This window comes from Nonomuraea sp. NPDC001684, assembly GCF_053596515.1.
Genome location: NZ_JBSFGJ010000268.1, coordinates 1 through 13100, shown reverse-complemented (window position 1 = coordinate 13100; position 13100 = coordinate 1). Strand labels below are relative to the sequence as shown.

The following is a 13100-nucleotide window of genomic DNA, read 5'->3' as shown; positions in this document are numbered from 1 at the left end:
CGCTGCTGTTCTTTTTCCGGGGGACGGGAACCCTGTGGGGGCCGTGCCGGGGGGGGCAACCCGCGCGGGGCCGGGGCAGGCCGTCCGCGGGCACGGCCCCCCCGAAGGGAGGAACCCCATGAGACGGGCCCTGCTGACCGGCCTGCTGCCACTCCTGCTGTCCGCCCCGGCCGCCGCGATGCCGCTTTCCGGAGCGGCGGCCGGTGCCGAGGTGGCCGAAACGGCCGAAGCGGGCGAGAAGACCGCGAGGGCCGAGGTGGTCGAGGTGGCCACGGCGGCCCAGCTCGCCGGCGCGCTGGCCGCGGCCGTTCCCGGGCAGACCATCAGGCTCGCGCCCGGCGAGTACCACGGCGCCTTCGTCGCCCGGCGCCCCGGAACGTCCGCCGCCCCGATCACGCTGACCGGACCGGCGGACGCCGTCCTGGTCAACGACGGTCCCTCCGGCGCCGCGCCGTCCTGCCCCGCGCCCGGCGGCGGCTGGGACTCCGGCTACGGGCTGTGGCTGTACGAGGCGCCGTACTGGCGGCTCACCGGGTTCACCGTCAAGGACTCCAAGAAGGGCGTCGTCCTGGACGCCTCCCCGCACGTGGTCATCGACGGCGTGTACGTGCACCACGTCGAGGACGAGGGCGTGCACTTCCGGCGCAGCTCGTCCGACGGCGTGCTGCGTGGCTCCCGCATCACCCACACCGGCCTCGTCCAGCCCGGTTACGGCGAGGGCGTCTACCTCGGCTCGGCCGGCTCCAACTGGGGCTGCCACGGCGACACCGGCGGCGCGGACCGCTCGGACCGCGTCCAGGTCACCGGGAACACCATCGGCCCGTACGTCGCCGCCGAGCACATCGACGTCAAGGAGGGCACCAGCGGCGGCCTGATCAGCGGCAACACCTTCGACGGCACCGGCGTCAGCGGTCAGAACTCCGCCGACTCCTGGGTGGACGTCAAGGGCTCCGGCTACACCATCGAGAACAACACCGGCACGTTCGCCCCGCCCGGCACCTTCGCCAACGGCTACGAGACGCACAATCCGGCCACGACGCCGTCCTTCCTCAACGGCTGCGGCAACGTCTGGCGCGGCAACCGATCCGATCTCGGCGGCGTCGGCGGGTACGCCATCAAGATCACCTCGACGTCGAAGTGCGCGGCCGATCCCAACGTCGTGCACTCCTCCAACACCGTCACCGGCGCCACCCGCGGGCTGACGAACGTCCCGGTGACCCCGGGCTGACGGCCCGCTCAGGACCAGCCGCCCGGCCTCCGGGCGGCGCCCTCGCCGTGCCGCGCGCCGCCCAGGTGAACCCCGCCCAACAGGGTTAAGAAACCTTCCTAACTTCATTGACAGCCCTCAGCGCCCTGCGCCACGATCCCGGTAAGCGGCTCGGCGCGGCTTCCTTCCCCAGGATGTGACGCGCTCAGCGAAAGACCTCCTGCCCCGGCCGCCCACCGGACCGTGCTCCGATCTCTCACCCCCAGGAGAATCGCCATGTCCAGAGTCCGCCTGGCCGTCATGGCCGTGATCGGCCTGCTGGCCGGCCTGCTCGTGGCCGCCAACGCCTCGGCCGGCACCGCCGAGACGCTGCTGTCACAGGGCAAACCCGCCACCTCCTCCTCCAAGGAAGCCACCTCCTACGCCGCCGCCAAGGCCTTCGACGGCGACCTCACCGGTACCCGGTGGGCCTCGGCCGAAGGCCACGACCCCGAATGGCTGCGCGTCGACCTCGGCGCCGCCCAGCAGATCAGCCGGGTCAAGCTGACCTGGGAGGACGCCTACGCCACGTCGTACAAGATCCAGACCTCCCCGGACGGGAGCGCCTGGACCGACGTCTACTCCACCACCAGCGGCGACGGCGGCGTGGACGACCTCACCGTGACCGGCACCGGCCGCTACGTCCGCATGTACGGGACCGCGCGCGGCACCGACTACGGCTACTCCCTGTGGGAGATGCAGGTCTACGGCGGCGGCACCCAGCCCACCGACCCGCCGGGCGACACGTTCGTCGTGGCCGCCGCCGGTGACATCGCCGAGCAGTGCACCGCGAGCTCCTCCTCCTGCGTGCACCCGAAGACGGCCGCCCTGGTCGAGTCGATGAACCCCGAGTTCGTCATCACCATGGGCGACAACCAGTACGACGACGCCCTGCTGTCGGACTTCCGCAACTACTACGACAAGACGTGGGGCAGGTTCAAGGCCAAGACCCACCCGGTCCCCGGCAACCACGAGACCTATGACCCGGCCGGATCGGAAGCCGGGTACAAGTCGTACTTCGGCGCGATCGCCTTCCCGCAGGGCAAGAGCTACTACAGCTACGACCGGGGCAACTGGCACTTCGTCGCGCTCGACTCCAACCACTTCGACCAGTCCGCCCAGCTCACCTGGCTCAAGAGCGACCTCGCCGCCACCACCAAGCCGTGCGTGGCCGCGTACTGGCACCACCCGCTGTTCAGCTCCGGCGAGCACGGCAACGACCCCGTCTCCAAGCCCGTGTGGCAGGCCCTGTACGCGGCCGGCGCCGAGTTCGTGCTCAACGGGCACGACCACCACTACGAGCGGTTCGGGCCGCAGAACCCCAGCGCCCAGGCCGACACCGCGAAGGGCATCGTCGAGGTGCTCGGCGGGATGGGCGGCGCGTCGCCGTACCAGATCGAGAACGTGCAGCCGAACAGCCAGAAGCGGCTGAGCGGCACGTTCGGCGTGCTGAAGCTGACCTTCACCGGCAGCACGTTCGGCTGGCAGCTGATCGGGACCGACGGCTCGGTCAAGGACAGCAGCCCGACCTACTCCTGCCACTAGATGTACATCTCGCTTCTCGGCACCCGGCTGACCAGGGCGGTGCCCGCCAACGTGGTGGCGCTCGGCCTGGTCAGCCTGGTCACGGACGTCTCCTCGGAGATGGTCACCGCGGTGCTGCCGCTGTACCTGGTGGGCACGCTCGGGCTCAGCCTGGTGCAGTTCGGCCTGCTGGACGGCCTGTACTTCGGCGTCACCGCGCTGGTCAGGCTGGCCGGCGGGCACGCCGCCGACCGGTGGAGCCGTCGCAAGCTGGTCGCCGGGCTCGGGTACGGGCTCTCGGCCGTCTGCAAGCTGGGCCTGCTCGCGGCCGGCGGATCGGCCGCCGCGCTCGGGCTGGTGCTGGCCGCCGACCGCACCGGCAAGGGGCTGCGCACCGCGCCCCGGGACGCCCTCATCACCCTGAGCGCCCCGCCCGACCGGCTGGGCGGCGCGTTCGGGGTGCACCGGGCGATGGACACCGTGGGCGCCTTCCTCGGGCCGCTGGCCGCCTTCGCGGTGCTGACGGCGACGGCCGGCGCCTACGACGCGGTGTTCGTGACGAGCTTCTGCGTGGCCGCGCTGGCCGTGCTGCTGCTGGTCCTGTACGTACGCGACCGGCGCGGCCCGCTGACCGTCCGCGTCCGGCTGCGGGCGGCGGTGACGCGGGAGCCGGGGTTCCGCCGGGCCTGCCTGGTGGCGGTCGCGCTCGGCCTGGTCACGGTCAGCGACTCGTTCGTCTACCTCGTGCTGCAGCGGCGGCTGGCGATCGCGCCGGAGCTGTTCCCGCTGCTGCCGCTCGGCACGGCGGGCGCGTACCTGCTGCTGGCCGTGCCGCTCGGCCGGCTGGCGGACCGGTTCGGGCGCGCGGCGGTGTTCGTCACCGGGCACGTGGCGCTGCTCGCGGTCTACCTGGTGCTGATGGGCCCGGCCTGGCTGCTGCCCGCGCTGCTGCTGCACGGCCTGTTCTACGCCGCCACCGACGGGGTGCTGATGGCCCTGACCGGGCCGATGCTGCCCGAGAGCGCGCGCACCGGCGGGCTGGCGCTGCTGCAGACCGGGCAGGCCACGGCCCGGATGGTGTCGTCCATCCTGTTCGGCCTGCTGTGGGCGGGGACGGGGGAGGGGCCGGCGCTGGCGGTGATGGCCGCGGGGCTGGTGACGGCGTCCGCGATCGCGTGGCGGGCGCTGCGATCACAAGGAGGTCGTCCATGAGACGGGTGCTCGTGCTCCTGGCCGCGGTGGTCCTGCTGGCGGGCGGCGCGACCGCGTACGCCACCTGGGCGGCGTCCTCGCGGCAGACCGGGCCCGCCGTCGCGGGCTTCGACACCGGCGAGCCGGGCCGGGTGCTGGTGCGCAGCGGCGGACGCGTCGCCTCCGTGCCGCTCGCCGACCCGGGCGCGCCGCCGCGGGTCAGCTCCCGGGCCTGCGACCGCTTCTACACGGCGAACGGCACCACCCTCTGCCTGGTCACCCGGCCCGGCCCGCTGCCGAAGACCGAGGCGCTCGTCCTGGACCGGTCGCTCAAGGAGACCCGCCGGATCAACCTGGCCGGCGTCCCGAGCCGGGCCCGCGTGTCGGCCAGCGGCCGGATGGCCTCCTGGACGGTGTTCGTCACCGGCGACTCCTACAGCACCGGCGGCTTCTCCACCTGGACCGGCATCCTCGACACCCGGACCGGCTACCTCGTCACCAACATGGAGGACATCCCGCTCTACCTCGACGGCCGCCGCTACCACTCGGCCGACGTCAACTACTGGGGGGTCACGTTCGCCGCCGACGACAACCGCTTCTACGCGACCGTCTCGACCAAGGGCAGGACGTACCTGGTGGAGGGCGACTTCGGGGCCTGGCGGGCGCGCGCGCTCAGGGAGAACGCCGAGTGCCCGTCCCTGTCGCCGGACGGGACCCGGCTGGTGTTCAAGAAACGCGTCTCGCCGGGACCGTGGCGGCTGCACCTGCTGGACCTGGCCACGATGCGGGAGACCCCGCTGGGGGAGCGGGCCAGCATCGACGACCAGGCCGCCTGGCTGGACGACCGCACCGTCATGTACGCCAAGGACGGCGACGTGTGGGCGGCCGACGTAGGCGGCGGCCCGCCCCGACGGCTGATCCCCGGCGCGAGCTCCCCGGCCGCCGTCCGCTGACACGCGGTCACGGGGCCCCCTGGGTCCGGGGGCCGGCGGTCAGGGGAGCCGGATGAGGCGTCTCTCGACCGCCACCGTGACCGCGGCCGTGCGCGTGTCCACGCCGAGCTTGTCGTAGATGTGCACCAGGTGGGTCTTGACCGTCGCCTCGGTGATGTAGAGCCGCCGGGCGATCTCCCGGTTGCTCGCCCCGCTGGCCAGCAGCTCCAGCAGCTCGACCTCGCGGGCGCTCAGCGCCGGGCCCGGCTCGCGCATGCGCCGCATCATCCGGGTCGCCACCTTGGCCGACAACACGCTCTCGCCCCTGGCCGCGGCCCGGATGCCCTGGAACAGCTCCTCCGGCGGGCACGCCTTGAGCAGGTAGCCGATGGCCCCCGCGTCGACGGCCCGCATGATGTCGGCGTCGCTCTCGTACGTCGTCAGCACCAGCACCTGCGGCGGCGCGGGCAGCTCGCGGACCCGCCGGGTGACCTCCACGCCGTCGAGGCCCTCGCCGAGCTGCAGGTCCATGAGGACGACGTCGGGGGAGCAGGCGGCGATGCCGCGCAACGCCTCGGCGCCGTCGGCCGCCTCGCCGACGATCTCCATGTCGGGCTCGCCGCCGAGCAGCGCCACCAGCCCCGCCCGGACCACCGGATGGTCGTCGACCAGGAACAACCTCATGCCCCACCGCCGTCCAGGGCCCGCGGCGGCCACGCGGCGGGCACCCGGGCCGCGACCGCCGTGCCCTCGCCGGGCGCGCTCTCCACGACCAGGACGCCGTGCACCTCCGCCAGCCGGTCGCGCATCGCCCGCAACCCGTAGCCGCGGCCGGGAGCGGGGGCCGGTTCGGCGAAGCCGACGCCGTCGTCGAACACGTCGAGCGTCACCTCGCCGTCGAGGTAGGACAGCGTCACCGTGACCGTCACCCCGGCCGCCGGGTCCGCCGCCGGGGCGGCGTGGTCGCGGACGTTGGCCAGCGCCGCCTGCGCCACCCGGAGCAGGGCCGCCTGCACCTCCGGCGCCAGCGGGTACTCCTCGCCCGCCAGCCGGAAGCGCACCCGCGGCCCAGTCTCGCCGGCGTCCGCGCAGAGCCGGGCGAGGGCCTCGGGCAGCGTGACGTCCACCAGACCGGGCGGCTGGAGGTCGCGGACGAACCGCCGTGCCTCGGCCAGGTTGTCGGCGGCGGCCGCGGCGGCCCGCCGTACGTGGGCGCGGGCCTGGGCCGGGTCGGTGGCCCACATGCGGTCGGCGGCCTGGAGCAGGATGCCCATGCTGGTCAGGCCCTGGGCGAGGGTGTCGTGGATCTCCCTGGCCAGCCGCTCGCGCTCCTCCAGGACGCCGGTGCGGTGACGGGAGTCGGCCAGCGTGCCGCGGGTGCTGATCAGGTCGTTGATGAGCAGCTGCCGGGCGGCGCTCTCGCGCTGCAGCTCCCCGAAGATCACCGCCGTCATGGCCGCGATGCCGACCGGCGCGAGGATCAGGCTGACGTCGAGCTCGCGGGCGATCTCCAGCTGGGCCACGATCACCACCAGGGTCAGCGCCGCGGCGGCCACCGCGAAGCCGTGCGCGTTGAGCAGCCGCAGGCACAGGAAGAGCAGGGGGACCGCACACCAGCTGAACGACGGCGCCAGCACCACCAGCGCCAGCCACACCGCCGCCACGCCGCCCAGCCAGACCAGCCGCCCCTGCCGCCCCAGCCGGTGCCACCAGACGATCCCGGCCGCGTAGGCCAGCGCGAGCAGGCCGCAGACGGCCAGCGACGTCACCGTCTGGGCGCTCATGCCGTGGCGGGACACCAGCCGCAGGGCCGAGGCGGCGAGCAGCAGGTAGAAGCCGACGTGCATGGCCCAGTTGAGCCAGGTGCGCTCCCTCATGGCCCTCCCCGTCGCCGCGCCCTTCGACACTATCCCCTGCCCGAGAATGGCCCCCACCAGGGCGGCGGCGCATCAACCGATCGGTTGACCCGGCCCTCGACCGCTCGGCGCGCGCAGATCGCCCGTGCTCCCGATGGCCCGCGGCGGCCCGCCCGGAAACCTAGAAGTGTCCGACTTCGCCCTGACGAACTGGAGAAACCATGAACATCCGTACTCGCCTGGTCGCCGGCTCGCTGTCGGGGCTGGCCGTGCTGGCCGGCGCCGTCGCCGCCACCTCGCCCGCCCAGGCCGCCGACGCCGCGCACAGCGCCCGGGTCGCCCGGGTCGCCGCGGCCGAGCCCGTCGTGCAGACCGGCACGCTCTCCGCCGACGCCGCGCTGAAGATCGCCGACGCCGCCCTGAAGGAGGCCGTCAAGCAGAAGCAGCGCGTCACCGTCGTGATCGTCGACCGGTCCGGCGCGACCCGCCTGGTGCTCAAGGGCGACGGCGCGGGCCCGCAGACCGAGGAGTCGGCCCGGCGCAAGGCGTTCACCGCGGTCTCCTTCGGCCGGACGACGTCCGAGCTGGGCAAGGGCATCAACGGCGGCGGGCCGTCCATCGCCGACATCCCGGGCACCCTCTTCCTCGGCGGCGGCGTGCCGGTCGCCTCGGGCGGCGCTCCCGTCGCGGGCATCGGCGTGGGGGGCGCCCCCAGCGGCGACATTGACGAGTCCATCGCCCAGGCGGGCCTCAAGGCGGTCGCCGGGCAGCTGCGCTGACCGGCTGGACCGGCCCCCGGCGCGCCGCCGGGGGCGGGCGGACGGAAGGATGAGGGGATGAACCGCCGAGCCATCCTGACCTGGGGACTCGGTCTGATGCTCGCGGCCTGCGGCGGGCGCGAGGTGAAGGGAGCGGGAATGGCCGACGAGGAACTGCTGGCGGGAGCCGCGCGCGGGGACGCCGCCGCCGTCCGGGACGCGCTCGGCGCGGGGGCCGACGTCGAGGCCCGCGACGGGCAACGCCGTACGGCCCTGCTGCTCGCGGCGGCGGCCGACCACGTCGAGGTGGCCAAGGTGCTCGTCGCGGCGGGCGCCGACCCCGACGCCCAGGACGCCAGGAAGGACACCCCCTGGCTGGTCACCGGCGTCACCGGGAGCGTGGCGATGCTCAAGGCGCTGCTGCCCGCCGGGCCCGACCTGACCAGGCGCAACCGGTACGGAGGCGTCTCCCTCATCCCCGCCTGCGAGCGCGGGCACGTCGAGTACGTGCGCGAGGTGCTGAAGACCGGCATCGACGTCGACCACGTCAACGACCTGGGCTGGACGGGCCTGCTGGAGGCGGTCATCCTGGGCGACGGCGGCGAGCGCCACCAGGAGGTCGTGCGGCTGCTCATCGCCGCGGGCGCCGACGTCGACCTGGCCGACCGCGACGGCGTCACGCCGCTGGCCCACGCCGTCTCCAAGGGCCAGAGGGAAGTGGCCGCCCTGCTCCGCGCAGCCGGAGCCCACTGACCCGGCGGGGCCCGGCCTCGGCGGGCGCGCAGGAGGCAGGCGTCCGGAGCGCGGCAGGCGCCTGCTATGGTGTGAAATGCTTGTGATTCTCAGCTAGGAGACCAGACATGGCAGGTGACGACGACATCTCCGGGTGATACCGGAGGTTGATCGGCCCCGGCGTGAGCGCGTGAGCGCCGCCGGTGTGGCCGCGTTCGTCGTTTCCCGAATCCCTGTCCTTTCACCGGGCGGCTTCGGCATGCCCGCGTTCTCCGTCGAGGTCTTCTTCACATGTCCGACGCGTTCATCGTCTGCTCCAACCTGTCCTTCTCCTGGCCTGACGACACCCCCGTCTTCAGCGACCTGTCCTTCAGCGTGCCCGGCGGCCGTACCGGCCTGGTCGCCCCCAACGGCGCCGGCAAGAGCACGCTGCTCAAGCTGATCGCCGGGGAGTACCGGCCGCGCTCGGGCGGCGTGTCCGTCAACGGCGTGCTCGGCTACCTGCCGCAGAGCCTGCCGCTGGCCGGCGACCTGACCGTGGCCGAGGTCCTGGGCATCGCCCCGGTGATCGCGGCGCTCAACGCCATCGAGGCGGGCGACACCGCCGAGGAGCACTTCACCATCATCGGCAACGACTGGGACATCGAGGAGCGCACCCGTGCCCAGCTCGACCGGCTCGGGCTCGGCCACCTCGACTTCGCCCGCACCCTGCGCACGCTGAGCGGCGGGCAGATCGTCTCGCTCGGCCTGGCCGCGCAGCTGCTCCGGCGGCCCGACGTGCTGCTGCTCGACGAGCCCACGAACAACCTCGACCTCGACGCCCGCCACCGGCTGCACGCCGTGCTCGGCGACTGGAAGGGCTGCCTGCTCGTGGTCAGCCACGACCGCGCCCTGCTCGACCGCATGGACCGCATCGCCGAGCTCGACCGGGGCGAGGTGCGCTTCTACGGCGGCGACTTCACCGCCTACGAGGAGGCCGTACGCACCGAGCAGGAGGCCGCCGAGCGCAACGTGCGCACCGCCGAGCAGGAGCTCAAGCGCGAGAAGCGGGAGATGCAGCAGGCCCGCGAGCGCGCCGAGCGCAGGGCCGGCAACGCCGCCCGCAACCTCAAGAACGCCGGCCTGCCGCGCATCTTCGCCGGGAACATGAAGCGCGGCGCCCAGGAGTCGGCCGGCCGGGCGGGCCAGACGCACGCCGCCCGCGTCAGCGACGCCAAGGCCCGGCTCGACGAGGCGGGCCGGGCCCTGCGCGACGACCAGCGCATCTCCCTGCAACTGCCGGGCACCAACGTGCCCGCCGGGCGCACGGTCTTCCAGGGCGAGCACCTCATGGCCCGCGGCCTGTTCGCCGAGCCCGGCATCGACCTGGTCGTGCGCGGGCCCGAGCGCATCGCGCTGACCGGCCCCAACGGCGCCGGCAAGTCCACGCTGCTGCGCCTGATCACCGGCGACCTGGAGCCCGACGGCGGCACCGCCAGGCGGGCCGACGGCCGGGTGGCCTACCTGTCGCAGCGGCTCGACCTGCTCGACGACGACCTCACCGTCGCCGAGAGCCTGGCCGCCTTCGCCCCCGCGATGCCGGCCGCCGAGCGGATGAACCTGCTGGCCCGCTTCCTGTTCCGGGGAGCGCGCGCCCATCTGCGGGTAGGTGTGCTGTCGGGCGGCGAACGGCTGCGCGCCACGCTGGCCTGCGTGTTGTGCGCGGAGCCGGCGCCCCAGCTGCTGCTGCTGGACGAGCCGACCAACAACCTCGACCTGGTCAGCGTGGGCCAGCTGGAGAGCGCGCTCGGCGCGTACGAGGGGGCGTTCGTGGTGGTCAGCCACGACGAGCGGTTCCTGGCGGAGATCCGGGTGGACCGCAGGCTGGAGCTGTCCGGCGGGCGGCTGCTGGAGGGCGGCGGGCCGGAGCTGGGGTGACGTCCCCTGTAGGGGGCTATTTCCGGACATATTAATAAACTTGGATGGTTCGTTCTCTTGTGTCATTCAGGTTTGTATAGGTAGGTTTGGCGGCTATGACCGCATCGAAGGCTCCGACGACCGCCGAGGAGCTGCGCGGCGCCGGACTGCGGGTGACCGCCGCCCGGGTCGCGCTGCTCGAGACCGTCCGCGAGGGTGACCACCTCGGGGTCGAGGCGATCGCCTCCGGGGTGCGCGAGCGCGTGGGTCATATCTCGTTGCAGGCCGTGTACGACGCCCTCCACGCGCTGGCCGCCGCGGGGCTCGTCCGCCGCCTCGACCCCCCGGGCAGCTCGGCCCTGTACGAGGGCCGCGTCGGGGACAACCACCACCATCTCGTGTGCCGGTCCTGCGGCGCCGTGGCCGACGTCGACTGCGCCGTCGGCCACGCCCCCTGCCTGACCGCCTCCGACGACCGCGGCTTCGCCATCGACGAGGCCGAGGTCATCTATTGGGGCCTGTGCCCCGCCTGTTCCACCGGCAGCAGTTCCTGAGCACCCAGATTCCGCCTCGTCCGGAAGGATTCCCATGTCTGAGAACCATGATGCGATCGTCACAGACGCCAAGTCGGAGGACTCGGGCGGCTGTCCGGTCGCGCACGAGCGCGCCCCGCACCCGACCCAGGGCGGCGGCAACCGCCAGTGGTGGCCGGAGCGGCTCAACGTCAAGATCCTGGCCAAGAACCCGGCCGTGGCCAACCCGCTCGGCGAGGACTTCGACTACGCAGCGGAGTTCAAGACCCTCGACCTCGCGGCCGTCAAGCGGGACATCGCCGAGGTGCTGACGACCTCGCAGGACTGGTGGCCGGCCGACTTCGGCCACTACGGCCCGTTCATGATCCGGATGGCCTGGCACAGCGCGGGCACGTACCGCATCAGCGACGGACGCGGCGGCGCCGGGTCCGGGCAGCAGCGCTTCGCGCCGCTCAACAGCTGGCCGGACAACGGCAACCTGGACAAGGCCCGCCGCCTGCTGTGGCCGGTCAAGAAGAAGTACGGCCGCAAGATCTCCTGGGCCGACCTGCTGATCCTCACCGGCAACGTGGCCCTGGAGTCGATGGGCTTCAAGACCTTCGGCTACGCCGGCGGCCGCGTGGACGCCTGGGAGCCCGACGAGGACGTCTACTGGGGCCCCGAGTCCACCTGGCTCGGCGACCAGCGATACACCGGCGACCGCGAGCTGGAGAACCCGCTGGCCGCGGTCCAGATGGGCCTCATCTACGTCAACCCCGAGGGCCCCAACGGCAACCCCGACCCGCTGGCGGCGGCCCGCGACATCCGCGAGACCTTCCGCCGCATGGCGATGAACGACGAGGAGACCGCCGCCCTCATCGTGGGCGGTCACACCTTCGGCAAGACGCACGGCGCCGGCCCGGCCGACCACGTCGGCCCCGACCCCGAGGCCGCCCCGATCGAGCAGATGGGCCTCGGCTGGCGCAACAGCTTCGGCACCGGCAAGGGCGGCGACGCCATCACCAGCGGCCTTGAGGGCATCTGGACGAACACCCCCACGACCTGGGACAACAGCTTCCTGGAGATCCTGTACGGCTACGAGTGGGAGCTGTTCAAGAGCCCCGCGGGCGCCAACCAGTGGCGGCCGAAGGACGGCGCCGGCGCCGGCACCGTGCCCGACGCCCACGACCCGGCCAAGCGGCACGCTCCGACGATGCTGACGACCGACCTGGCCCTGCGCGTGGACCCGATCTACGAGCAGATCACCCGCCGCTGGCTGGAGCACCCCGACGAGCTCGCCGACGCCTTCGCCCGCGCCTGGTACAAGCTCACCCACCGCGACATGGGCCCGCGCGCCCGCTACCTCGGCCCGGAGGTCCCGGCCGAGACGCTGCTGTGGCAGGACCCGCTGCCCGCGGTGACGCACGAGCTCGTCGACGCGGCCGACGTCGCCGCGCTCAAGGAGCAGATCCTCGCCACGGGGCTGTCGGTGTCCGAGCTGGTCTCCACCGCGTGGGCCTCGGCCTCCTCCTTCCGCGGCAGCGACAAGCGCGGCGGGGCCGACGGCGCGCGCATCCGCCTGCAGCCGCAGAGCGCGTGGGAGGTCAACGACCCCGACCGGCTGGCGACCGTGCTGGGCACGCTGGAGGGCGTCCAGAAGGCGTTCAACGGCGCCCAGACCGGCGGCAAGCAGGTCTCGCTGGCCGACCTGATCGTGCTGGCCGGGTGCGCGGGCGTCGAGCGGGCCGCCAAGGAGGCCGGCTTCGACGTCCAGGTGCCCTTCACGCCGGGACGCGCGGACGCCACGCAGGAGCAGACCGACGTGGAGTCGTTCGCCGCGCTGGAGCCGGTCGCCGACGGGTTCCGCAACTACCTCGGCAAGGGCAACCGGCTTCCGGCCGAGTACCTGCTGCTCGACCGGGCCAACCTGCTGACGCTGAGCGCGCCGGAGATGACCGTCCTCGTGGGCGGCCTGCGGGTGCTGGGCGCCAACCACCGGCAGTCGACGCTCGGCGTCCTCACCACGACCCCGGGGACGCTGACCAACGACTTCTTCGTCAACCTGCTCGACCTGGGCACGACGTGGCACTCGACCGAGGACGCCAACCTCTTCGAGGGCCGCGACGCCGCCACCGGCGAGGTGCGGTGGACCGGCACCCGCGCCGACCTCGTCTTCGGCGCGAACTCCGAGTTGCGCGCGGTCGCCGAGGTCTACGCCAGCGACGACGCCAAGGAGAAGTTCGTCCGTGACTTCGTCGCGGCGTGGGACAAGGTCATGAACCTCGACCGGTTCGACCTGGCCTGAGCCTGACCGGAACGCCCGGGGCGGCCGCCCCGGGCGTTCCGCGTGCCCGGCGACCTGCCTGGCGGGCCGGGACGCCTTCCGCCCCCGGCGCGGGCCGTGCCGGACGTCAGGCGGTGAGCAGGGCCTGAGAGGTGACGCGCAGGTCGGC

At 73.3% G+C, this 13100-nt stretch carries 11 protein-coding genes; 9 read left to right on the top strand and 2 right to left on the bottom strand.

Annotation, left to right across the window (positions count from 1 at the left end; genetic code table 11):
- The first annotated feature begins 118 nt into the window (after window positions 1-118).
- The 4 genes from ACWCSD_RS34345 (at window position 119) to ACWCSD_RS34330 (ending at window position 4914) form a co-directional block, all read left to right on the top strand.
- The gene (locus tag ACWCSD_RS34345) at window positions 119-1228 is read left to right on the top strand and encodes a hypothetical protein (RefSeq protein ID WP_397157830.1); all 1110 of its coding nucleotides are present in this window, start codon (window positions 119-121) and stop codon (window positions 1226-1228) included.
- Between the two features lie 255 nt (window positions 1229-1483).
- Window positions 1484-2791, top strand: a complete 1308-nt coding sequence (locus ACWCSD_RS34340; protein ID WP_449921163.1) for a discoidin domain-containing protein — start codon at window positions 1484-1486, stop codon at window positions 2789-2791.
- Window positions 2792-3982: an MFS transporter gene (locus ACWCSD_RS34335; RefSeq protein WP_397157826.1), complete on the top strand. Its 1191-nt coding sequence runs from the start codon at window positions 2792-2794 to the stop codon at window positions 3980-3982.
- Window positions 3979-4914 (top strand): TolB family protein, encoded by a 936-nt coding sequence (locus ACWCSD_RS34330; RefSeq protein WP_387682406.1) that lies wholly within the window; start codon window positions 3979-3981, stop codon window positions 4912-4914. The genes ACWCSD_RS34335 and ACWCSD_RS34330 overlap by 4 nt, the downstream gene beginning before the upstream one ends.
- 39 nt (window positions 4915-4953) lie before the next feature.
- Here ACWCSD_RS34330 and ACWCSD_RS34325 read toward each other — a convergent pair whose 3' ends face one another.
- Together ACWCSD_RS34325 and ACWCSD_RS34320 are read right to left on the bottom strand one after the other, a co-directional pair.
- The gene (locus tag ACWCSD_RS34325) at window positions 4954-5577 is read right to left on the bottom strand and encodes a response regulator (RefSeq protein WP_397157824.1); all 624 of its coding nucleotides are present in this window, start codon (window positions 5575-5577) and stop codon (window positions 4954-4956) included.
- Entirely contained in the window at window positions 5574-6770 is a 1197-nt protein-coding gene (locus ACWCSD_RS34320) for a sensor histidine kinase (protein ID WP_449921159.1), read from the bottom strand. Before ACWCSD_RS34320 ends, ACWCSD_RS34325 begins: the two co-directional genes overlap by 4 nt.
- Window positions 6771-6970: 200 nt before the next feature.
- Between ACWCSD_RS34320 and ACWCSD_RS34315 the strand changes: the two genes are divergently transcribed.
- From ACWCSD_RS34315 to katG, 5 genes are all read left to right on the top strand, one after another.
- Window positions 6971-7528, top strand: a complete 558-nt coding sequence (locus ACWCSD_RS34315; RefSeq protein WP_397157821.1) for a heme-binding protein — start codon at window positions 6971-6973, stop codon at window positions 7526-7528.
- Between the two features lie 57 nt (window positions 7529-7585).
- Window positions 7586-8260 carry an ankyrin repeat domain-containing protein gene (locus tag ACWCSD_RS34310; RefSeq protein ID WP_358297664.1) on the top strand — a complete coding sequence of 225 codons (675 nt, stop codon included), beginning with the start codon at window positions 7586-7588 and terminating at the stop codon, window positions 8258-8260.
- Between the two features lie 270 nt (window positions 8261-8530).
- Window positions 8531-10156, top strand: coding sequence for an ABC-F family ATP-binding cassette domain-containing protein (locus ACWCSD_RS34305; RefSeq protein ID WP_449921155.1), 1626 nt, complete (start codon window positions 8531-8533; stop codon window positions 10154-10156).
- Between the two features lie 95 nt (window positions 10157-10251).
- Window positions 10252-10689 (top strand): Fur family transcriptional regulator, encoded by a 438-nt coding sequence (locus tag ACWCSD_RS34300; RefSeq protein ID WP_352327424.1) that lies wholly within the window; start codon window positions 10252-10254, stop codon window positions 10687-10689.
- Between the two features lie 34 nt (window positions 10690-10723).
- Window positions 10724-12952 carry a catalase/peroxidase HPI gene (katG, locus tag ACWCSD_RS34295; RefSeq protein ID WP_397157816.1) on the top strand — a complete coding sequence of 743 codons (2229 nt, stop codon included), beginning with the start codon at window positions 10724-10726 and terminating at the stop codon, window positions 12950-12952.
- Window positions 12953-13100: the final 148 nt, after the last annotated feature.